This is a genomic window from Halogeometricum rufum (assembly GCF_900112175.1).
Classification (GTDB): domain Archaea; phylum Halobacteriota; class Halobacteria; order Halobacteriales; family Haloferacaceae; genus Halogeometricum; species Halogeometricum rufum.
Genome location: NZ_FOYT01000006.1, coordinates 14,326 through 36,371, shown reverse-complemented (window position 1 = coordinate 36,371; position 22,046 = coordinate 14,326). Strand labels below are relative to the sequence as shown.

The 22,046-nt window shown below is 67.2% G+C and carries 18 protein-coding genes; 6 read left to right on the top strand and 12 right to left on the bottom strand.

Annotated features, from left to right (window positions below; genetic code table 11):
- Positions 1 to 35 precede the first annotated feature (35 nt).
- On the bottom strand, positions 36 to 1,136 hold the full coding sequence (locus BM310_RS19490; protein ID WP_089810975.1) for a glycosyltransferase family 4 protein: 1,101 nt from the start codon (positions 1,134 to 1,136) through the stop codon (positions 36 to 38).
- Positions 1,133 to 2,317 (bottom strand): glycosyltransferase, encoded by a 1,185-nt coding sequence (locus BM310_RS19485; protein WP_089810973.1) that lies wholly within the window; start codon positions 2,315 to 2,317, stop codon positions 1,133 to 1,135. Before BM310_RS19485 ends, BM310_RS19490 begins: the two co-directional genes overlap by 4 nt.
- Before the next feature lie 315 nt (positions 2,318 to 2,632).
- Here BM310_RS19485 and BM310_RS19480 point away from each other — a divergent pair, with 315 nt between their 5' ends.
- Positions 2,633 to 4,108 (top strand): sulfatase, encoded by a 1,476-nt coding sequence (locus BM310_RS19480; protein WP_342714086.1) that lies wholly within the window; start codon positions 2,633 to 2,635, stop codon positions 4,106 to 4,108.
- Positions 4,109 to 4,229: 121 nt separating this feature from the next.
- Here BM310_RS19480 and BM310_RS19475 read toward each other — a convergent pair whose 3' ends face one another.
- Positions 4,230 to 5,222: an alkaline phosphatase family protein gene (locus BM310_RS19475; protein WP_089810971.1), complete on the bottom strand. Its 993-nt coding sequence runs from the start codon at positions 5,220 to 5,222 to the stop codon at positions 4,230 to 4,232.
- A gap of 437 nt (positions 5,223 to 5,659) precedes the next feature.
- Here BM310_RS19475 and BM310_RS19470 point away from each other — a divergent pair, with 437 nt between their 5' ends.
- On the top strand, positions 5,660 to 6,574 hold the full coding sequence (locus BM310_RS19470; protein WP_089810969.1) for an alkaline phosphatase family protein: 915 nt from the start codon (positions 5,660 to 5,662) through the stop codon (positions 6,572 to 6,574).
- A 54-nt stretch (positions 6,575 to 6,628) separates the two neighbouring features.
- Here the strand turns inward: BM310_RS19470 and BM310_RS19465 are convergent, their stop codons facing one another.
- Together BM310_RS19465 and BM310_RS19460 are read right to left on the bottom strand one after the other, a co-directional pair.
- The gene (locus BM310_RS19465; RefSeq protein WP_089810967.1) at positions 6,629 to 7,963 is read right to left on the bottom strand and encodes a glycosyl hydrolase family 28-related protein; all 1,335 of its coding nucleotides are present in this window, start codon (positions 7,961 to 7,963) and stop codon (positions 6,629 to 6,631) included.
- Positions 7,964 to 8,242: 279 nt separating this feature from the next.
- Positions 8,243 to 9,613: a glycosyl hydrolase family 28-related protein gene (locus BM310_RS19460; protein WP_089810965.1), complete on the bottom strand. Its 1,371-nt coding sequence runs from the start codon at positions 9,611 to 9,613 to the stop codon at positions 8,243 to 8,245.
- Between the two features lie 459 nt (positions 9,614 to 10,072).
- On the opposite strand from BM310_RS19460, the gene BM310_RS19455 reads away from it, so the two are divergent.
- Positions 10,073 to 11,035, top strand: coding sequence for a glycosyltransferase family 2 protein (locus BM310_RS19455; protein ID WP_089810963.1), 963 nt, complete (start codon positions 10,073 to 10,075; stop codon positions 11,033 to 11,035).
- Positions 11,036 to 11,074: 39 nt separating this feature from the next.
- On the opposite strand, the gene BM310_RS22005 is transcribed toward BM310_RS19455, so the two are convergent.
- Complete coding sequence (locus tag BM310_RS22005) at positions 11,075 to 12,568, bottom strand: carbohydrate-binding domain-containing protein (protein WP_089810961.1); 1,494 nt, start codon at positions 12,566 to 12,568, stop codon at positions 11,075 to 11,077.
- Positions 12,569 to 12,723: 155 nt separating this feature from the next.
- Positions 12,724 to 13,872, bottom strand: coding sequence for a Gfo/Idh/MocA family protein (locus tag BM310_RS19445; protein WP_089811283.1), 1,149 nt, complete (start codon positions 13,870 to 13,872; stop codon positions 12,724 to 12,726).
- 177 nt (positions 13,873 to 14,049) lie between these two features.
- Between BM310_RS19445 and BM310_RS19440 the strand changes: the two genes are divergently transcribed.
- Positions 14,050 to 14,976, top strand: a complete 927-nt coding sequence (locus BM310_RS19440; RefSeq protein WP_089810959.1) for an NAD-dependent epimerase/dehydratase family protein — start codon at positions 14,050 to 14,052, stop codon at positions 14,974 to 14,976.
- Here BM310_RS19440 and msrA read toward each other — a convergent pair.
- The gene (gene msrA, locus BM310_RS19435; protein WP_089810957.1) at positions 14,973 to 15,518 is read right to left on the bottom strand and encodes a peptide-methionine (S)-S-oxide reductase MsrA; all 546 of its coding nucleotides are present in this window, start codon (positions 15,516 to 15,518) and stop codon (positions 14,973 to 14,975) included. The two genes, BM310_RS19440 and msrA, sit on opposite strands and share 4 nt — an antisense overlap.
- A gap of 209 nt (positions 15,519 to 15,727) precedes the next feature.
- Here msrA and BM310_RS21580 point away from each other — a divergent pair, with 209 nt between their 5' ends.
- Positions 15,728 to 15,877, top strand: a complete 150-nt coding sequence (locus BM310_RS21580; protein WP_177232715.1) for a DUF7563 family protein — start codon at positions 15,728 to 15,730, stop codon at positions 15,875 to 15,877.
- Between the two features lie 43 nt (positions 15,878 to 15,920).
- Here BM310_RS21580 and BM310_RS19430 read toward each other — a convergent pair whose 3' ends face one another.
- The 4 genes from BM310_RS19430 to BM310_RS19415 all read right to left on the bottom strand — a co-directional run bounded on the left by BM310_RS19430 (position 15,921) and on the right by BM310_RS19415 (position 19,572).
- Complete coding sequence (locus BM310_RS19430) at positions 15,921 to 17,045, bottom strand: aminotransferase class V-fold PLP-dependent enzyme (RefSeq protein ID WP_089810955.1); 1,125 nt, start codon at positions 17,043 to 17,045, stop codon at positions 15,921 to 15,923.
- A 25-nt stretch (positions 17,046 to 17,070) separates the two neighbouring features.
- Complete coding sequence (locus BM310_RS19425) at positions 17,071 to 17,328, bottom strand: hypothetical protein (RefSeq protein WP_089810952.1); 258 nt, start codon at positions 17,326 to 17,328, stop codon at positions 17,071 to 17,073.
- A gap of 110 nt (positions 17,329 to 17,438) precedes the next feature.
- Positions 17,439 to 18,500 carry a zinc-dependent alcohol dehydrogenase family protein gene (locus BM310_RS19420; RefSeq protein ID WP_089810950.1) on the bottom strand — a complete coding sequence of 354 codons (1,062 nt, stop codon included), beginning with the start codon at positions 18,498 to 18,500 and terminating at the stop codon, positions 17,439 to 17,441.
- A gap of 40 nt (positions 18,501 to 18,540) precedes the next feature.
- Positions 18,541 to 19,572, bottom strand: coding sequence for an NAD(P)-dependent alcohol dehydrogenase (locus tag BM310_RS19415; protein ID WP_089810948.1), 1,032 nt, complete (start codon positions 19,570 to 19,572; stop codon positions 18,541 to 18,543).
- A gap of 219 nt (positions 19,573 to 19,791) precedes the next feature.
- Between BM310_RS19415 and BM310_RS19410 the strand changes: the two genes are divergently transcribed.
- Entirely contained in the window at positions 19,792 to 22,011 is a 2,220-nt protein-coding gene (locus tag BM310_RS19410; RefSeq protein ID WP_089810945.1) for a hypothetical protein, read from the top strand.
- Positions 22,012 to 22,046 lie beyond the last annotated feature (35 nt).

Below are 22,046 nucleotides of genomic sequence, written 5' to 3'. Positions count from 1 at the left end.
AGAGAAGAGAGGTGCCGTCTCGCGGCGGTGCCGCTTTATTTGTGCTTCATAATCCCGGTCATCGCCGCGACGAGTTGGTCGCCGATGGCCGCGGGGTCGTTCTCGGTCCGAACCCGTTCGCGCGCGTTCTCGCCCATCCGGACCCGGTCGTCGCGCGCCAGCAGTTCGGTCACGCGGCGCGCCACGGCGTCCGGCGTCGCCTCCTCCAGCACCAGTCCGTTCTCGCCGTCCTCGACCTGTTCGACCATGCCGTGCGCCGCGTTGACCACCGCGGGGAGCGCCGACTGCTGCGCCTCCAGCACCGCGCGGGGGTAGCCGTCGATGTGCGAGACGTAGACGAACGCGTCGGCGAGTGCGTACAGGTCGGCCACGTCGTCCACGAAGCCGACGACGTAGATTCGGTCGCGAACCGCCGGGTCGGCGACGGCGTCGACCGCTCGCCGCACGTCGTCGAGGTACGACCCGCCGCCGGCGACGACGTACGCGGCGTCCTCGTGCGCCGCGAGGACCGACTCCATCCCGCGGACGACGGTGCGGACGCCCTCGTACTTGCCGCGGTACTTGAGGTTCGTCACCGTCAGCAGCACCGTCTCCTCGTCGATGCCGAAGCGCTCTCTGGCCGCCGCCGCGGACCCGTCGTCCCTGTCCGGGACGAGGGGGACGTGGACGACGCGGACCTGTTCGGGCCGACAACCGGTTCGCTCGACGACCACTTCCTTCAGTTCCTCGGAGACGACGACGTAGCCGCACGCCGCCGCGTAGATGGCCTCGTCGAGGGCGTACGTGAGGTAGTATCGCACCATCGTGGCGACGCCGTCACCCCGTTCCGGCTGGTACATGTTGGCCAGTCCCCGCCAGTGGTTCCCCTTGAACCGGAAGACGAACGGGACGCCGCGAAGCACGCAGACGGCCGCGACGAGGAAGCCGAGGAACCCCCGACAGTCCGAGAGGACGACGTCCGGACCCGGGTCGTCGGTCGCTCGGAGCGTCTGTCGAACCGCCTTCAGGTTCCGGGCGAGGAAGCCAGTTGGGTCGATATCGACCACCGTCACCGACTCCGTCGCGAGCGTCAGGGGTTCGACTATCTCGTGCGGCCGATGGGCGGTGACCGCCGCGACGTGGAGGTCGTCCGTCATTCCAGCGCCTCGCGGTGGAGAGCGTGGACGCGTTCGGCGTGGTCGTCCCACGTCCACCCCTGCTCGACGAGTCGTTCGCGTCCCCGCCTGCCCATCTCCCGCAGACGCTCCCGGTCGGCCGACAGCGACGTGAGTTCGTCGCGGAGTCTGTCGGTGTCGCCCGGCGGGATGAGGACGCCCGTCTCGCCGTCCGCGACCTGTTCGGGGACGCCGCCGACGGTGGTCGAGAGGACCGCCGTCTCGGCGGCCATCGCCTCGTAGATGACCGTCGGACGCCCCTCGGCGTGACTCGGGAGGACGAGCACGTCGGCGACGGCCAGCCACCGGCGAAGCGCCAGCGACGTGATTCCGGTGTAGACGTGGCGCGCGGAGAACGGACTCGACGAGAGGGCGCGCCGGAGCGTCCACTCCTCGTCGCCGCCGTGACCGACGAAGACGAACTCCGTGTTCGGGAGGTCGAGCGTCGGGAGAATCTCGGCCAACTCGGGGATACCCTTCCGCTCGCAGAACTCGCCGACGAACAGCGCCACCGTCGCGTCGGGGTCGATGCCGAGTTCCTCGCGGAGTTCGTCGCGCCGTTCGACCGGGTAGCGCGATGGCGTCGCGCCGATGGGGACCACCTCGACTTTCGACCGGGAGACGCGCTCTCCGGCCTTCTCCGCGAGGGCGTCGCTGACGCACAGCACCTTCGTCGCGGCGTCGAGCGTCTCGTCCACCTTCTCGCGGACGTCGTCGGCCAACTCGTCGTACTCGTTCATGAAGTGACCGTGCGAGACGACGAACAGGGGCACGTCGTGTCGCTCGCAGTAGTCCACCATCCCGTAGCCGTCGAGGTAGATGTGGCAGGCGTGGACGACGTCCGGCACGTCGAACGTCCGCTCGACGTACCGTGGCACGCGCTTGGCGAACGAGTCGCCGGCGGCCCCGTAGAAGAACCGCTTCGGTAGCAGGTAGAAGAAGCGCGGGTGGTGGACGTCGTAGCCGTTCCACCCCTCGACGGTCGGCAGCATGGAGAACTCCGAGTGGGGGCCGACCGGCGGCGCGAACGGACGCGGCGAGACGACGTCCACCTCCATCCCGCGGCGCATGAGCGACTGAACGATTCGCTGATTGAACAGCCCGATGTACGGGTTGACCGCGTCTGGATGGTTGACTGCGCTCGCCAGAACGCTGTGAGTCATCGTACTACTGTCGGCGGAAATGGCCCTAAGTTATATCACACCTATCGAATTCGAGCGGACCGGTTACGCCTGCTCTGCTCCGTCTCGCCGCCGTCCGACGTTTCTTCGGGAGCGCCCCCGACGGACCGAGAGTCCGCTCTCGCGGTCCGTACAGTCCAGCTCGTTCCGATATCCGACTCTGACTTCCGGCGCACCTCGAGAGGGGGAGCCGAGCGAATACGTTCTCGACCGACTGAGTTGCGACGGCCGACCTCTCGGGCGGGCTCCCCGATTCGGGAGTCGTTTAGTCGATGTCGGCTCCCGAAGCGGCGGATTATGGGCTGTAAAATTAAACTCGTCGGGGACGTCCTCTGCGGCAGAGCGATGACTACGAATAGACGGCCGAACATCGTCTGGTTGACGTTAGACAGTGTTCGGACCGACCGAACCTCGCTAGCGGGATACCACCGCGATACGACGCCCCAGATGCAGCGTATCGCGGACGACGCCGACGGGCAGGCGTTCACCGACTGCGTGTCGCACGCGATGTGGTCACTCCCCTCCGACTCGTCGATACTGACCGGGACCTACCCCGCTCACCACGGGACCGGCCTCTGGAACGACGTCCTCCCGCCAGACATCACGACGGTTCCAGAGCGGTTCTCGGAACTGGGATACCGTACGGTGGGAATCTCGCAGAACGCCTACTGTAGCGACTCTACGGGACTCTCCCGTGGATTCGACGAGTTCACGTGGATGCACAAATCGAACCTCCTGCAGACTGCCGGGCCACGGATACTGTTGAGATATCTGCTCGGTCTGCGAAAGCACTCCGCGGGATACACCACGACGCCCTCCCGCCACCGTCCCGAGTTCATCGCGACGGAGGTGGCCAAGCGGCAGCTCAGCTCCTACGCCGGCGGCGACGACCCCTTCTTCATGTTCGTGCACACGCAGGGTGCGCACCTACCGTACATCCCACCGTTGCCGTACCGGGACGCCTTCACCGACGACATCGAACTGTCCACCGAGGAGGCCGTCGAGGTTGCGTTCGACCGGAGCATGAACTACTACCGCGAGATAGCGAACGGCTGCGAGTTCTCCGCCGCGGAGAAGGAGGCGATAGACGCGATGTACGACGGCGTCCTCGCCTACGCCGACCAGCAGGTGGGCGACCTGTTCGACCACGTCCAGTCGCTCGACGCGGGTCCGACCATCTTCGTCGTCACCGGCGACCACGGGGACCTGCTGGGCGAACACGGCGTCATCGGCCACCAGTTCTCGCTGCACGACGGCCTCGTCAACGTCCCCACCGTCGTGCACGGACTCCCGTCGGCGACCGACCTCCCGAGCGACTCGCTGGTCCAGCACATCGACGTGATGCAGATGCTCCTCGCGGAGGCGGGTGCGTCCGACTCTGCGTTGGACGAACTGCAGGGCATCGACCCGCGAGAGGAGGAGCGGACGTACGCGCTCAGCCAACGCGGCAACGAGACGTACGAGACGGCGGTCGAGCAGGTGCGAACGCACAACCCCGACGCGGACCTCGGCCGGTTCCAGTCGGGACTGCTGCACGCCGTCCGGAGCGACGAGTACAAGTGGCTCCGCGGTGACCGCGGCGACGAACTCTACCGACTCGACGACGAGGACACCGACGTGTCGGCAGCGCATCCGTCCGTCGCCGAGGAACACCGCGCGTTCTTCGAGGCGTTCTCCGAGCGTCTCGGGAGGGGCCGGCGGAACACCGAGAAGCGCGAGATGTCGAGCGCGATGAAAAAGCAGCTCTCGGACCTCGGCTACGTGATGGACTGACCGGGTCGCCGCGCCGGGGCGCCCGACGATTCGGCTTCGTGTTCCGGTTCGCTCCGACTCACAGACGCTCCGAGAGAAACAGTTCTCAGCGGTCGTACTCGGTCGAAGCCGTCTCGGACGGTCAGAGGTATCCCAGTTTCTCCAAGCGGTCCTCGACGTCGTGGTCGGAGTCCGTCTGTCGAGAGACGTCGACGTCGGGCGTTCGTTCGCCGGTGTCGGTTCCGGACGCGATGGCCCACGGGACTCGCTTCAGGTCGGGGTGGACGAACCCCTCGGGGTGACCGTACGCACCCATTTCACCGAACAGGTCGCCGTGGTCGGCCGTGATGACGACTTTCTCGGCGTCGACGTTGCGGAGGAGCGTCTCGATGTTGTCGAGCACGAACCGCAGGTTGTCCATGTAGAGTTCCCACACCTCCGATTTGGTCGCCGTGCCGTTCTGCATCGCTTTCCACGGGTCAGATTCGACGTCGGTGAGCGGGCGTTTCTCGCGGTGTGCGTGGGAGATGTACGGCGTGTGGGGCTGGAAGTAGTGGAGAACCATCCGCTCGGAGGGGTCCTCGCGCGCCATCTCGATAGCGTGGTCGGTGACGATCTCCGGCGGCGGTGCGGTGAAGTACTCCTCGTAGTCGTGCCGGTGAATCTGGAGGAGGTTCTTGAACGTGGATTTCTCGACGACGTCCCAGTTGGCCCACATCACGGGTATGGAATACGCCTTGGGCGGGAACACCCGGTCGTCGAACGTCTGCGGGACGAACGGGTTCGTCGTGATGAGCGACGTCGCCTCGATCTCCGAGCGATACCTGTTGGTGAACGTCTTGCAGATCCACTCGTGCGACGCGCTCCCGACGGACCAGATGGAATCGACGGACTCGATGTAGTCGTACTCGGGTGCGACCGCTCGAAGCGCGTCGAGCCGGCAGGCGTCGAGGACGATGAGGAGGTCCCAGTCCCGTTCGTAGATGTTCGTTCCGAGCGGGTAGCGGGTCGTCAGGGAGAGGTACGGCCCGTTGAACGCACCGCGAAGGGACTTCAGCAGTGCCTGCTTCGAGGAGCTCCCGTTCCGTATCTCCGAAGAACTCTCTTCGAGCCACGCACGAACGTCGGTATGCATATACTACAGATTACGGCGAATACGGCATATAGTTATAGAGCGGACAATACGTCCGCGTCCGGAGACCGGAAGAAGAAGGCAGTCATTACGGGGAGGGTGAGAGCGTCGAGTCGGGCGTTCGCCATCGGTCGGCGACGCCGTCGTCGGAGGTTCGAAGTGAACGCGTTTCTCACCGGCGTTCTCCGCGCCAGAGCGACGGCGCAGGCCCGAGCGTGGCGGCCGTACGAGTCGCACGGAGACGATAGACGCTCTATACTTTTATCCGCCGAGTCGGTGTAGTAGACTATGACACCCCACGATATCGGCGGCGGTTCGCGTCTTCGCGGTCGGTCGCCCTGGACGAGTCACGGGCGTTGTCGCGCCGAGCGAGCCGTGCGAGCAGTCGGGAAACAGACGGAACCGAACACGGACCGGACAGCGGCCGAACGGCACCAGCGATGATACTCTGGGACCGCATCCGGGAGAACCCGAAACTGCTCCTCCGCACCCTCGGCGACCCCGCACTGATCGGCCTCGGGTGTAACAGGATGTACTACGAGTACACCCGAAACCACCAGTACAACGCGCAGGGAACGGACGTCTTCGAGGACGAGGACTGGGACAACCTCATCCTCCTCGACGCCTGCCGGGCGGACATCTACGCCGAGATGACGCCGTTCGGGGGAACGCCCGAGGTTCGAGAGTCCCGCGGGAGCGCGAGCAAACAGTTCGTGCGCGGGAACTTTCAGGACAAGACGCTCCACGACGTCGTCTACATCTCGGGGAACCGTTGGTACCTCCAGCTTCAGGACGAGTTGAACTGCGAACTCCACGCGTACCACGACGTCGAACGCGACGTCGCGGACGGGTTCGTTCCGAGCCCGGAGGCCGTCACGCGAGCGGTCCTCGAGCTCAAGGACGAGTATCCGAACAAGCGGTTGCTCGTCCACTACATGCAGCCGCACTACCCCTACCTCAACGCGACGAACGGCGCGTTCGAACTCGACAAGACGGGGTTACGTGAGACGGTGCGAGCGAGCGACGTCGACTACGCGGACGTGCGGGAAGCCTACCGCGAGAACCTCCGCTACGTGCTCGAACACGTCCAGACGCTCGTCGAGGAGTTAGACGGCAAGACGGTCATCAGCTCCGACCACGGCGAGATGCTCGGCGACCGTCTCACGCCGTTTCCGGTCCGGTGGGTCGGCCACCCGCCGGGCATCTTCACCGACAAACTGACCACGGTACCGTGGCACGTCGTCTCGAACGGGCCGCGGCGAAAGATAACGGCGGAGCCCCCCGTCGAGAACGCGGACGAGGTAGACATGGCCGAAGTCGAGCAGAACCTGAAAGACCTCGGTTACAAGGTCTAATCCGGCGACCGTTCGACCGGCGGCGAGACGCCCCCGGCGGCGGGTGTATCGATGCTACTGTTCCAGTTGCTGAATTCGCTGGACGAGGTCTAGGATATCGGCCTCTATCTTCTCGAAGTTCTCGTTCAGCGGAACGTGCCAGTCGACGGTACCGGCGCTGGGCGTTTGATATCCGCCGTACTGGGCGGGGTCGACCGTACTGCCCGACTGACTCGAGTCCGTCGTGCCCGTCCGGGGGCCGACGGCGTCCTCCGTCGCTACGTCGGGTTGGAGCGGCGACCCGGCGACGGCCGACTTCACGATTCCGCCGTCCGACCAACTCGACGGAGAACTGGTACCGTCGTAGATGACCTTCTCGATCGAACCCGAACTGTCCGAGAAGCTGACCGCATCACCTCGGTTGTCGGAGCCGACGTTGTGAACGGATATCGTCCCGCCGGACACGTCCATTCCTTCGAGGTGCATGCCACCACCGCGGTGGTCGTCGGCGTTGACGTTCTTGATGGCGACGTCGCGCAGTTTCATTAGGCCGGGAACCGGCATGTCGATGCCGGCCCACGTGGACCCGTCGATGAGGACATCGTCGAGAACGACGGTGCCTACGGGAACGTTCGAAGGGTTCTCTTTGATGGGCATCTGCGTGTTCGCGTTCCCGAGCATCTGCGTGTTTCTGACCGTCGTCGTGTCGTTCTCCGGCGAGAGTTTCAGCGACCCGCGATAGCTGTCCCGAAGCACGCATCGTTCGACGAGGACCGTCTGCCAGTCGACGCCCTGAGTGTCTTGCCCGACGTCGATATCGACACCGCCCTGGTTCTTACACAGGGTCCACTTTATCTGCGTGTTCGTCGACGCCGTCTGGTTCGGCGAGATAGCGTGACCGCCGTTCGACGGGTAACCGTTGTTGTCGAACTCGCAGTACTGAATGTCCGCGTCCATCGAGCCGGTGAGTTTCAGGCCGGCGTTGTACGCGTTCTTGACGACGCAGTCGCGCATCTTGAACAGGCCGTCGCCGTCGGTGAGAACACAGAGACCGATGGCGTTGCTGCCCTGTTCCTGTTTGTTGCCGTCGATGGCGAGTTTCTTGAACGTCGCGTCGGTGACCGTCTGGTTCGAACTCTCGAGGCGGAACACCATGTGCGCGCGGTCCCATCCCCCGTCCATCCGAATCGTGACGGAACCGGCGCTCTCTCCCTCCCACGTCAGTCGATTCCAGCTTCCGTCGTTCGGGTAGCGAAACGGGTTCGGGTCGTTCGACCCGACGAGGTACGTTCCGTTCGGAAAGTAGACTGTCCCCCCGGGACCGGCGGCATCGGCCGCCGCCCGTATCGCCGCCGTGTCGTCTCGCGAACCGTCCCCCACCGCACCAAAGTCTGTAACGTCCTGTGGCATTGTCGTTCGTCTTAAATTTGCTCGACGCCGGTCCGTCGGTATTCATCGATGCTGTACGAACGGCGCAGAGACCGTCGTTCGTCTCTCTGTGTGGGATCCATGACTCGGCATCCTACCGTGTTTAAATAAGCGTTTTTTACAGGTATCCACTGTAACTGGCGCGTTGCCGTCGCGTTCTCACCGACTACCGACCAGTTAGTTACCAGATTTATACCGTCGTCGCGGGCACGGCTCGCCAGCCGTCGGTCCGAACGGGAGCACGGCGCGAGGGAGTGTGAGTCAGTTCGCGTCGGTCTGCGGGCCGACTTCGCTCTCGTGGACGACGTCGGGGTCGAGCGGTTCGCCCTGTCGGCTCTGCGCTATCTCGACGCCCTGGGTGGTCCCGAGCTCCTCCGCGTTGCCGTAGACAACCTCGCCGATGACGCCCGCCCCTCCCTCGATGTTGAGAACGATACTGTCGTTGTTCCGGCCGATGTTGTGGAGCGAAACGCGCCCCGAGGACCCGAATCCGATGCCCCGGGTGTATATTCCTCCCCTGTCTCGCCCGCGTTCGACGTTGTCCTGATCGATGTTCTTGATGGCGACGTCGTCGAGGCGGAGACGACCGGGACACGGGAGGTCGATCCCCGGCCACCCGCCGCCGTCGATGAGGACGTTGTCGAGAGCGAGGTCGTCGATACTCACGTCCGTCGGGTTCACTTTGACCGGAATCGTCGTGTTCTCGTTCCCGAGCATCTGCGTGTTTCTCACCGTCGTGGACTTGTTCTCGGTGGAGAGTTTGAGCGACCCGCGACTGTCCTTCAGCACACATCTGTCGATGAGGACGGTCTGCAGTTGGGCGTCGTTGTCCTGTCCGACGTCGATGGAGACGCCGCCGGAGTTAGTGCAGAGCACGTGTTTGACGAGCGTCTCCGTCGGCTCCCACGCCTGATTCGGCGAGATGTCGTGGCCGCCGTTCGATCGGAGGCCGTTGTTGTCGAAGGAGCAGTACTGAACGTCCGCCTTCATCGCCCCGGACAGTTTCAGCCCGGCGTTCCGCCACGAAGAGACGCGGCAGTCGCGCATGACGAACTCCCCGTTGGCCTCGGTGTGGATGCCGATGCCGGGGTTCTGTCCCTGCTCGGACTTGTTCCCGACGACGGCGAACTTCTCGAGTCGAACAGTGCCGATGCTCTCGCCGCGGTCGGTCCGAATGTCGATCGCCCCGTGAACGCCCTCGTGACCGCCGGCGAAGTTGAGCGTCGTTCCACCGTCGCCCGCGCCGGCACCGGTGATAGTCAGGTCCGCGTTGCTCGCGTCGAGTTGGATGGCTTTCCCGTCGCTCTCGAACCCGCTAACGAGGATATCGCCCGCCGGGAGATACACCGTGCCGCCGGGAGAGGCCGCCTCGACTGCCCGCAGTATCGCCGCGGTGTCGTCGGTCGTGCCGTCGACCGTGGCTCCGTAGTCGCGGATATCCTCACCCGGCGGAACCTCGGTCGTCGTCGGCTGTCCGGTCTCCGGCGCCGCCGGCGTCTCCGTCGGCGTCTGGGGACCGGGGGGCTTCCGGTCGGGCGGGGCGAGCAAAGAGATGGCGAGAGCGATAGCACCGACGACAGCCGCGACGATGGCTGCGAGGGCTTCGCGACGAGATATCTCCCGGTCGGTCATGTATCGGTCCGTCCGTTCGGTTCGTCAGCGGTGCTGAGAGGGGCTGGGCGACGGGTCTGCCGATCCGTCCGCCGTCGGGGGAAATTCGTATCTAACTCCATTGATTGGAACGTCGGTGTGTTGGCTGCGTCCACGGCGAAGTTCGTTTGTTGCTCGAACGCCTCCACCGTTTAAAAATATAAGCTCGGTAGAAAGACCACGGCGTCGGCTCGTGCGAACGTCTGTCGTAGCGTATCAATCGTATAGCAGCGATTAGTAGGTATATAACTAATTGTTTTATTCACGTACGTCGTGGTTGTCACGTCAGGCGTACCCTCGAACCTCGCCGACGTAGTTCTTGTCTTACCAGCGTAACGAGGCACATAACAGTATACGCCCGCGCAGAGGAGAGTACGAGTAAGATGTCTCGGTCGAACGCCACGAAACGACGCTCGCGACGCCCCCGGTGCAGTTGACTCCATGACTCGAACCTCCTCGACGGACGACCCGCTGGTCACGGTGATCATCACGACGTACAACCGCCCGGAGTACCTGCGGTCGGCGGTACAGACCGTGTCCGAGCAGCGGTACGCGCCCATCGAACTCGTCGTCGTCGACGACTGCTCGGAGGTGCCCGCGAGCGACGTCCTCGCCGACGCCGCGCCCGACGTGCGCGACTTCGAGATAGTCCGTCACGACGAGAACCGCGGCGCGAACGCCGCGCGGAACACGGGCGTCGAGGCGGCGACGGGCACGTACATCGCCTTCCTCGACGACGACGACCGGTGGGCGCCGGAGAAACTCGCGAAACAGGTCGCGCGGTTCCGCGACGCCGACGACGACGTCGGACTCGTCTACGTCGGCCGGAAAGGGATACTGAACGGCAGCGTCCACGACGTCGTCGTTCCCGACGACAGCAGCGGCGACGTCACGAAGGAGGTGCTCTGTCAGAACGTCGTCGGGACGCAGTCGGCGGTGATGGTCCGCACGGACCTCGCCAAGGAGACGCCCTTCGACGAACGGTTCAAGCGGTGGGCCGACCTGGAGTGGTACGTCGCCCTCTCGACGAAGTGCGACTTCGCGGCCGTCGGCGAACCCCTCGTCATCTACGAACACGACGCGCACAACCGCATCTCCGACGACTACGACAACCTCCTCCAGAGTTACAGTCTGTTCGTCGAGAAGTACCGCGGGCTGGCCGCCGAGTACGGACCGTTGTTCGAGCGCAAGATGCTGGGGTGGGCGGCGTACCGGGTCGGGTCCGCGTCGCTCAGCGGCGGAAGCTACGACGTCGCGCGCCGGTTCTTCCTCAAGGCGGTGCAGCACTACCCGCTGGAGCCGAAGTTCCACCTGTACGCCGCGGTGACGCTGGGCGGGCGGGCGACGCACCGCCTCGCACAGGCCGCGAACCGACTCGTCGCTCGAACGCCCGTCATCGAGTAGTCGCCGCTCCGGTCCTCGACGATACCGAACGTCGGCGCGCTAGTTCTCGACGCCGCCGTACCCCAGTTCGCCGTAGCCCTGAACGCCGTAGTTGTCGTCGTCGGACGTGGGCGTGGGAGTCGGCGTCGGCGTCGCGGTGGGCGTCTCCGTCGTCGTCTCCGTGGGCGTCGGCGTCGCCGTCTCCGTGACGGTCGGCTGGTTGCTCGTGAACTCCAGCCAGTTGAGGTTGACGTCGCCGTCGAGGACTTCGACGCGCAGGACCTGTCCCGCGCCGCCGGACAGGGTCACGTCCTCCAGCGTCACCGTCGTCCACGACTGCCATCCGCCCGTGTTCGGCACTTCGACGACGCCGAGTTCGTCCCACCCCAGCAGCACGCGGAACCGGTTGCCGCCCTCGGGCGAGGCGACGCGGAGGTCGATGTCGTACGACCCGGCCGTCACGTCCACGGTGTACTCCAGCCACTCGTCTTGCTGCATCCAGCCGACGTTGTAGGTGCCCGAGGAGTCGCCCGTGCTCTCGATGTCCACGGCCTCGTCGGTCCGGAAGTCGCCGCCCTTCGCGTCGCTGGTCGTGTCGAAGTAGGCGACGCCGTCGCCGCCGTCGTCGTAGTGTTGGGCCTGAATCTGCCCGGGAATCGTCCGCGCCTGCCCGCCGAACGGCGACTGTCCGTCCGTGGGCGTGGGCGTCGGCGTCGCCGTCTCCGTCGGCGTTGGCGTCGCCGTCTCCGTCTCCGTGGCCGTCGGCGTTGCCGTCTCCGTGGCCGTCGGCGTCGGCGTCTCCGTGGCCGTCGGCGTCGGCGTCGCCGTCTCCGTCGGCGTCGCCGTCTCCGTCGGCGTCGCCGTCTCCGTCGTCACGCCGTCGTCGCTCTGCGAGACGGCCAGCGTGTAGTCGCCGCTGCCGTCCTGCACGTTGACGACCTGCACGTAGTGCGTCCCCGACTCCTCGACGGGGCTTCGGACCGTCACCGCGCCCGAGGCACCGAGATACCGGAGGTTGCTCCAGTCGCCCTCCGTGTCGTAGACGATGACCGCCGTCACGCCCGTCTTCACCGCTCGGTCGAAGTCGACGACGAGTTCACGTCCGCTGGTCGCGTCGACGGCGTACCAGTCGACTTCGGACTCCGTGAGCGTCCCGGAGACGGTGGCCCCGAGGTCGAGGGCCATCGCGGTCGCCTGCGTGTCGTTCGGTTCGGACTCGCTGACCGAGAGGTCGAGCGACGAACTCTGCTGGAGGACGGCCGCGCCGCCGTACCCGAACGCCGACATCGGCTGGACGCGGGCGACGTCGTTCGCCGACCCGGTACACCCGGCGACCGACGCCGACGCCGTCGTCGCGGCGACGCCGACCATCTTCAGATACGACCGCCGGCCGATTTCGACGCGGTCGGACGGCACGTCGGCATCGGTCTCTGTCTCGGCGTCGGACGCGGGTCGCGGCGTCGACTCCGCTGAGTCGCCGGAGAACAGGTTCTTGATAGTCTCACCGAGACCGCCGTCGTCGGTCCGGTCGTCGTCGGGGGTGTTCGCACTCATTCTGAGCCGACGTACAGGAATGGCGTAAGTATCTGTTTTCCACACTTACAGGTAATCGGTAGCGAACTCCTCCCCACATCGTATCTTTTACTTACCAACCCGATCGCAATAATGTCGATTCGGCGAGTTCGCGGGGGGTCGAGGCCGAGTCCGCGTCAGGCGTCGGGCGACGCGAGCAGTTCGTCCGACTCGACCATCTCCTCGAGGGCGTTCCCGTCGGCGTCGAGGGGGAGGACGACGCGTTCCCGCCGCCGCGCGGACTCCCACGCGGCGAAGATGAGTTCCGTCGACTGGAGGGCGTTCTCGGCGGCCAACTCGGAGGTGCGGTCCTCTCTGAGCGCCGAGACCACGTCCTCGATGGCGCGTTCGACGTACGTCGTCGAACGGAAGCGGTCGGCGGAGACGAACGGGAGGCGCGAAGCGACCTTCTGCGCCGCGGCCTGCGGGCGCGACGTGTTCGGGCCGTGCGCGCCGTCGCCGCCGGTGTCGCCCTCGGTCCACCCGTTCGTCGACCCGTTCCGGTACCGGAGCGGTGGGCCGTCGTCGACGCAGACGTCTATCATCCCGTCGTCGCCGACGAGGCGAATCTGCGCGGGGAGGACGCTGTAGTCGCCGGTGGAGGCGACGCCGACGACGCCGTTCTCGTAGCCCCACTGCGCGACGGCGTTGTTCTCGTTGTGCGCGCCGAACTGGACGTTCTCCTCGCTGTAGTCGATGCCGCAGAGCATCCACTCCGGCGGCGACTGGTCGACGTAGTGGCCGCAGAGGTCGAACAGGTGCGTCCCGAAGTCGAAGAGGTTCGGGCCGCCGAGTTCGACGCGTTCCAGCGACCCGATAGCGCCGTCGTCGAGCAGTCGCTTCGCCTCGCGGAACGGCTTGCCGAACCGTCGCTGGTGGTTGAACGTGAGTCGGACGCCGGCCTCCTCGCAGGCCTTCGCCATCCGCTTGGCGTCGCCCCACGTCTTCGCCATCGGCTTCTCGCAGTGAATCGCCTGCACGGAGTCGCTCTCGGCGCACTGCACGACCACGTCGGCGTGTACCGACGGCGGCACCGTGACGCTCACCACGTCAGGCCGCACCTCCGCGAGCATCTGCCCCACGTCCTCGTAGACGGCGTCCTCCCCGAGACCCCACGCCTCGGCGAACGCCTCCGCGTTCGGTCGGACGATGTCGACGCAGGCGGCGAGTCGGCAGTCGTCGAGTCGGTCGTACGCCGAAGCGTGTCGATACCCCATCGCGTAGCCGTCGGTGTCCGGTTCCTCCGGGTCGGGACCGGTCCCGACGACGGCGACGTCGTACGTCATCGTCGGGAGGTGGCGGCCACGACGTATCAGTAAGGACGACATAACGCCGTGTCCGCGCGGCGACGGGGCCGCATACTTTTGTCCGAGAGCCGTGTTCGACCGGACGACGGTCGTCGGGGTGCCGCGCGTTCGCACGGGCGGCGGGACCCCGGAACTGAGACCGACCATCTCGTCACAATGAACGAACAAGACATCGAGGAGAAGACGGTCGTCGTCACCGGCGGCGCGGGGTTCATCGGGAGTCGCATCGCCGACGCACTCGTCGACGACAACGAGGTACGCGTCCTCGACGACCTCTCGACGGGCGCGGCGGACAACCTCCCCGACGGCGTCGAACTGGTCGAGGGCGACGTCCGAGACGAGGCCGTCGTCCGGGAGGCGGTCGAAGGGGCCGACCTGGTGTTCCACGAGGCGGCGGAGGTGAGCGTCACGCGGAGCATCGAACAACCGCAACGGAGCAACGACGTGAACCTCGGCGGGACGCTGAACGTCCTCGAAGCGGCCCGCGACGCCGACGCCCGCGTCGTGTTCGCCTCCAGTTGCGCGGTCTACGGCGTCCCCGACGGGGTGCCGATAAGCGAGGACGCACCGGCCCGTCCCCGGTCGCCGTACGCCATCGACAAGTACGCCGCCGAGTCGTACGTCCGGGCGTACCACGACCTCTACGGACTGGAGACGGTCGCCCTCCGGTACTTCAACGTCTACGGGCCCGGGCAGACCGCGGGCCAGTACAGCGGCGTCATCAGCATCTTCGTGGACCAGGCGCGTCGCGGCGACCCCCTCACCGTCGAGGGCGACGGGACGCAGACGCGGGACTTCGTCTACGTCGACGACGTGGTCCGCGCGAACCTCGCGGCGGCCACCACGGACGCCGTCGGCGAGGCGTTCAACGTCGGCACCGGGTCGGAGACGACCATCCGCGAGTTGGCCGAGACGGTTCGGAGCGTCACCGGGAGCGACAGCGACATCGTCCACGAGGACGCTCGCTCCGGCGACGTGCCCGCGAGTCTCGCGGACCTGCGTCGGGCGCGCGAGGCCCTCGGCTACGAACCGACGGTGACGCTAGAGACGGGACTGCGGCGCGTCGTCGAAGTGGACGACTAGTTGACGCCGCGGACCTTCCCCGCGAACTTCTCGCGGACCTTCTCCAGCTTCGGCGGAATCTGCACCGCGCAGTAGGGCTTGTCGGGGTTCTTCTCGTAGTAGTCCTGGTGGTACTCCTCCGCCTCGTAGAACGTGTCGAGGGGGGCGACTTCCGTGACGATGTCGTCGTCGTAGACGCCGGACTCGTTCATCTCCGCGACGAGTCGTTCCACCGTCTCGCGTTGCTCCTCGGAGTGGTAGAACACCGCAGAGCGGTACTGCGACCCAACGTCCGGCCCCTGTCGGTCCTCGGTCGTCGGGTCGTGGATGGCGAAGAACACCTCCAGCAGTTCCTCGAAGGTGATGCGGTCGGGGTCGAACGCCACCTGGACGACTTCGGCGTGACCGGTCGTCCCCTCGCAGACCTGTTCGTACGTCGGGTTCTCGACGTGTCCGCCCGCGTAGCCCGAAGTGACGGACTCGACGCCGACGAGTTCCTTCATCGGGGCCTCGATGCACCAGAAACAGCCACCGCCGAGCGTCGCCAGTTCCGTGTCGGTCATACCGTCCGTTCGGTCGGCACCCGCAAAAGTCGCTCGGAGGCGGAACGTCGTAGTCCCGGCGAGGAAATCGGCCGTTCGGCCCGTAGTGTCGTCGTTCTCCGGGCGATGTCGGGACGAATTTGGGTGAGAACTCGGGAAATTTTCTTTATTAGTCTCTCCATCCCTGTGAACGAGGAACACACAGATGACTGCAGCACAGGAGCGACGAGATGCCGACGTGTGAACACTGCGATACGCACGTCTCCGACCGGTTCGTGCGCGTCTTCGCCGACGACTCGGGGACGGTGCGCGCCTGCCCGAACTGCTCGGCCAACGCGGGTATCGCGGAAGTGATGCGAAGTCGGGCGCGAGGCGTCTGAGACCGGCGCGCCCGGCGTCCGAGGCGTCCCCGCCGACGCTACGTTACCAGCCCGTCTCCTCCAACCCCTCGACCAGACGGTCCACGTCCGCGGCGGTGTTGACGACGTGGAGCGACGCGCGAATCGACCCGTCGAGCGACGGTATCGGGCGGACGACGACGCCGTACTCCTCCTTCAGCGTCTCGACCGTCTCCTCGGGGTCGTCGACGCGAATCGTCACGAGGCCCGTCTCCGGGTCCGCGGGGCTGAGTAGCCTCTCGTCCGGGACGCGGTCCGCGAGTCGCGCCGCCAGACGGAGGACGTGCGACTCCACGACGTCCATCCCGACCGACTCGATGGTCTCGATGGCCGTCTGGAGGGCGACGTACGGCGCGAGGTTCGTCGTCCCGATTTCGAACCGCGGCGCACCCCGCTTGAGTGCGTAGTCGGCCGCGCCGGGGTCCTCGACGCTCCGGTAGCCGATGGCCGCGGGTTCGAGGTCGTCGGCGACCGACTCCTCGACGTAGAGGAACCCGCCGCCCCACGTGCCGAGGAGCCACTTGTGCCCGGCGGCGGCGACGGCGTCCGCGCCCCACTCGGTCACGTCCAACGGGGAGTGGCCGGGCACCTGCACGGCGTCCACGAGGACGAACGCGCCCGCGTCGTGGGCCTCCTCGACCAGTTCCTCGACGGGGAGGAACGTGCCGTAGTTCCACGTGATGGCGCTGAAGCAGACGAGTTTCGCGTCCTGCACCGCCTCGCGGTACGCCTCGCGGTCGATTCGGCCGTCCTCCGTCGGGACGACGCGGACCTCACAGCCCCGGCGTTCGAGGCGCGACCACGGGAGGACGCCCGCGGGGTGTTCGAGGTCCGTCCGGACGATTGCGTCGCCCGGTTCCCACTCCAACGCCGTCGCGACGCGGTTGATACCGTCGGACGTGCTCTGGGTCAGCGCTATCTCCGTCTCCGCCGCGCCGAGGAAGTCGGCGACGGTCGCTCGGACCTCCTCGTACGTGTCGAACGCGAGCGGATACGGTCCCTCCTCGCTCGCGGCGTCGTACTCGTGACGCGCCAGAAACGCCTGTGCGGCCTCCACGACGGGGCGGGGACTCGGCCCACTCGCGCCCGTGTTCATGTAGCGCACGTCCTCGAACGCCGGGACTGCCTCCCTGAGATCGGTCGGGTCCATGCGGGACGATTGCGGACGCGGGATATCAGTCCGGCGGTGGCGGCCGTTCCGGTTCGCCGGCGTCCTCGCCCTTCGAGACGAACAGGCGCCGCGGGAGGACGATACCGCGCGCGAAGACGTACCCGACGAGTCCGACGACGACGCAGATGGCGGACTCGACGATTCCGATTGGGCCGAGTGCGACGCGCCAGAATATCAGAACTGAAACCGGCATCGCGACCGATAGCGTCACGTCCATGAACAGCGCGAGGATGAACGCGACGGGATGGGTCTGTGTCGGCACGATATCACCTGGTGGGCGTGAGAGGTGATTTCTCCTTATCAGTATTGAATCTCACGGAGGAGTATCGCGTTCGATAGCGGCGCGGCGACGGAAGCGACCGGCGGCGTCGCTCAGAACTCGTCGACGACGGGGATACCGACCGTCCCGAAGTCGGTCATCGCGGCGAGTTGGTCGGAGACGCCGTCGAGGCCCACGCGGTCGGTGACGACGGCGCTGGGGTCGAGTTTGCCGCTGGCGACCATCCGGAATATCTCGTCGTACTTCGTCGGCGGCATCCCCAGCGAACCGAGGAACTCTATCTCGTTCATCACCATCGCGTCCGTCGGGAGTTCGACGGTGCCGCCCTCCTCCTCCGTCGTCAGGCCGATTTGGACGTGCTGTCCGCGCGTCCCGAGGCTTCCCACCGAGTTCTGGCACGTCTCGGCGATGCCGAGAGCGTCCACGGAGACGCCGACGTGGTCGTCGGCGATGTCGCGCACTTCGCCGGGCACGTCTCCCACGTCGCCGGCGTTCACCGTCGCCGCCGCGCCGAGGTCCTCGGCGAGTTCGAGTTTCTCGTCGTCCAAGTCCACGGCGACGACGTTGCCGCCGAGGGCGTCGGCGATGTGGATGGCCGAGAGACCGACGCCGCCGCACCCGTGGACGGCCACCCAGTCGCCCGCCTCGACGTCCGCGCGGTGCGCGAGGGCGTGGAAGGAGGTCATGAACCGACAGCCGAGGCCGGCCATATCGGTGGAGGAGACGCCGTCCGGCAGGCCGACGACGTTGTAGTCGGCCGCCGGAACGTGGACCTGTTCGGCGAACGCGCCCTGTGCCACTTCGGTGAACCCGAGCGGAACGACGTTCTCGCAGGTGTTGCCGTGGCCGTTGGCGCACTGCGGACAGGTGCCGTCGCCGAGGTTGAACGGGACGGCGACGTGGTCGCCCTCGCGGACCGTCTCCACGTCGTCGCCCACCTCGACGACGCGGCCGGCGGGTTCGTGGCCGAGAATCTGCCCCGTCGGCGGTTTGAGTCCCAACCAGTCCCAGTCGCCCTGCCACCCGTGCCAGTCGCTCCGGCAGATGCCGCAGGCCTCCAGTTCGACGACCGCCCCGTCGGCGGCGGCGTCGGGTGCGTCTACGTCTTCGATGCTCAGCGGTTCGCCGTACTCCTCCAACACTGCGGCGCGCATACCGACGACTCGCGCCCGATTGTGATAAAAATTCGTTAGGTTACTCGCGGACTGTCACCATCCCCTTCACGACGTCGGGTTCGCGGGCGCGTTCGAACGCCGCGGTGAGGTCCGCCATCGGCATCTCGAAGTCGATTATCTTCTCGACGTCGACGGCGCCGCGTTCGAGGAGGGAGACGGCGTCCGCGTACGTGTTGCGGAAGCGGAACGACCCGCGGAAGTCGAGTTCCTTGTCGACGATTTCGTTCGTCTCGATGGGTATCTCGTCCTCGGCCGAGAGGCCGATGCAGAGGACGGTGCCGCCGCGTCGGACGACGTCCACCGTCGACGCGACGGCGGGCGGCGCGCCGGACGCCTCTATCACCGCGTCCACCCCCTCGCCGTCGGTGAAGTCTGCGACGGCCGCCGAGAGCGACTCCTCCGCGGGGTTCACCGTCGCCGTCGCGCCGTACGCCTCGGCGCGTTCGAGTTTCTCCGGGACCACGTCGGAGACGAGGACCGACCCCGCGCCCGCGGCCCGGACCGCCTCGCTGACCAGCATCCCGATGGGGCCCGCGCCGGTGACGAGGACGGCGTCGCCGAGGCCGATTTCGGCCCGCCGCGTCGCGTGGAGGGCGACGCTCAGCGGTTCGCAGAGCGCACCCGCGCGCGTCGAGACGCTCTCGGGGAGGCGGTGGGCGAAGTCGGCGTCCCACGCGACGTACTCGGCGAACGCGCCGTCGTCCGGCGGCGTCGCCATGAACTCCACGTCGGGACAGAGGTTGTACTCGCCCGACCGACACCGCGCGCACTCGCCGCACGGGATGCCCGGTTCGAGGGCCACCTCGTCGCCGGCGTCGAGACCAGTCACCTCGTCGCCGACGGCGACGACTTCGCCCGCGCTCTCGTGGCCGAGAATCAGCGGGTCTTCGACCACGTAGTCGCCGATGCGGCCGTGTTCGTAGTAGTGGACGTCCGACCCGCAGATGCCGACGTGCCGGACTTCGACGAGAACCTCGTCGGCCGCAGGGTCCGGGCGGTCCCGTTCTCGGTGCTCGAAGACGCCGGGTTCGGTGAGTTCGACGACGTGCATGGGGCGCTATTGGCGGGCGAACGACAAAAAGTGCGAAGTCGAGGGCGGCGAGAGCGACGCGTGCGAGAGCGACGGTCACGTCCCCCGGTGGGGAGCGCGTCGAATCGGTCCGGACCAGAAGACCTATCCGGCCGTTGCCGTACCGACAGGTATGAATCACGACAGGTTCGCCCGCGCCGCCGGACGCAGTCCGCCGGGCGCGGCGGGAGGCGGTCCGCCGTGACGGGCGGCGGGAACCGCCTCTCGCGGCGACGACTCCTCGCGGCCGTCGCCGGCGCGAGTGCCGCGGGCCTCGCGGGGTGTTCGGCGTCCGAGAGCGAACCGAACGGTACGACCACCGCCGTCGAGACGGACGAGGCGCGGACGCTCGCTGAACGTTACGCGCCTGTCCTGTACTTCGACGCGAACGAGCGCTGGTTCCCGACGGACCCGCGACCCTACGAGTCCGAACGCGACGGCGACCCGGTCGTCTCGGGGTTCGACGCCCTCGACGGCTACAGCGAACGGCGCGCCGAGACGCGGGTACCGGACCCGACGGTGTTCTACAACGTCCGCTCGTACGCGGGGTCGCCGCTGACCGTCGTCCAGTACTGGCTCTACTCGGCGTTCGACCAGTTCACGACGAACTTCCATTGGCACGACTGGGAGGTGGTCCACGTCTTCGTCGACACCGAACGCGAGGAGGCGCGCCTCCACGTCGCGAGTTCGCACTCCCGGCGCGTGCCGAACAACGAACATCTGGACCCCGAGGAGACGGTGCCGCGGGTGCTCTCGGAGTTGGGGTCGCACTCCAGTGCGCTCTCGCTGAACGAGGAGCGAGAGAGCTTCCAGCGCGTCTCCATCGACGGCGTCCCGGCGGACATCACGAACCGCGCCATCGGCGGACTGGCGTCACTGGCGGACGTGCCCGCCGCCTACGGCCTACCGCGCGACGAGGGGTTCCGACTACCGTTCGTCGTCCCGGAACTGGACGGCGCGCCGGTGTACGAACACGACCGACTGCCCGCCGTCACGCGCGAGGACCTCGTTCCCGAGCGTCTCACGATTCGCTCGTTCGACGACCTCTCGTCGCCGCCGACGGACCTCCCGGCCCGCGAGACGGGCGTCGTCCTCGACTTCGAGGGCCGCGAGGACCCCGAAGGCGAGGAGGCGTACGCGCTGGTGCCGGCCGAGGAAGTCGAACACGTCGACGCGTTCACCGGGCCGCAGTTGAGCTTCGAGTTCGCCGTTCCGGGGTTCGCGGAGGACGCCATCGCCGGGCACCTGACGACGACGGACCCGCCGTGGACGCAGGCGCGGTACGAGGACCCCGCCGCCGACATCACGGACCCCACGCACCGCGCGGCCCTCGCCGAACGGTACGACGCCGTCGGCGCGCCGGGGTCTGTCGGGAGCCTCGTCGCGTCGGTGACGGAGGCGGTGACGACGGACGACGCGCCGGCGGGCGAGGGGCTCACCACCCGCGAGTCGAGCGTCGAGGCCGTCGCCCTCCTGGAGAGCGACCCGACGGCGGTGCCGACGTTCGGCGGCGCACTCGTCCTCAGAGACGTGCCGCCGGGCGAGCATCGACTGACCGTCAACCGGGCCGGTACCGCGCCGTTCAGCCAGCGGGTTCGCGTCGAGGACGCCGGGTCCGACTCCGGGGAGACGGCGACGGAGGACGCGAAGCCGGAGGACAAGCAGACCGCGGGCACGACGACGCCGACGGACGCGCAGACCGAGAACACGACGGCGGACGGGACGGCCGAGTCGCCGCCGGGCGTCACCGTCGCGGGCGCGGACGGAGAGATTCCGCTGGTCGCCGAGGGCGACGCCGTGAAACTGCGCGTCGACGCCGAGGGCACCGACGCGACGCTGACCGACGTGGCCGTCGAGGACGACTTCGCCGGGCGACTGTACGACGCGCCCGTGCGGGGGTCGGACGCCGTCTACGTCCACCGCGGCGGCGCGTACACGACCGAAGTCCGCGACGACGACGGTGCGGTCGGGGCGTTCCGCGTCAACCCCGCCGCGGAGTCGGCCGTCACCATCGACCGGCCGCGGACGGGGAAGGCATCCCTCGCGTCGTTCCTCGCCGACGTCTCCCGGGAGACGGCCGCGACGGTGCGGGAGGCGACGGAAGGTGAGGGCGACGGTGGTAGCACCGACGGCGGCACCGGGGGCGGCACGGGCCCCGCCGCGAACGCCGTCGGCGGACTCACGCGGTCGCTCGAAGCCGTCGCCGCGTCTGCCGACCGGGCGGCGGAACGCGCCGAGTCGGGCGACGCGCCGGGCGCGGACCGCGCACTCGAAGCGATCACCGACGCCCTCGGACGCGCGAAGGAGCGTCTCGAAGACGCGAGCGACGAACTCCCCGGTCCGGCGGCGAACGCCGCGCGCGCCCGCCTCGACCAGGCGAGCCGTCGCGGCGAACAGGCGCTGGCGGCGGAGAAACTCTGAAGCGGCCGGGAACTCCGAAGCGGCGAGTCCGGCGG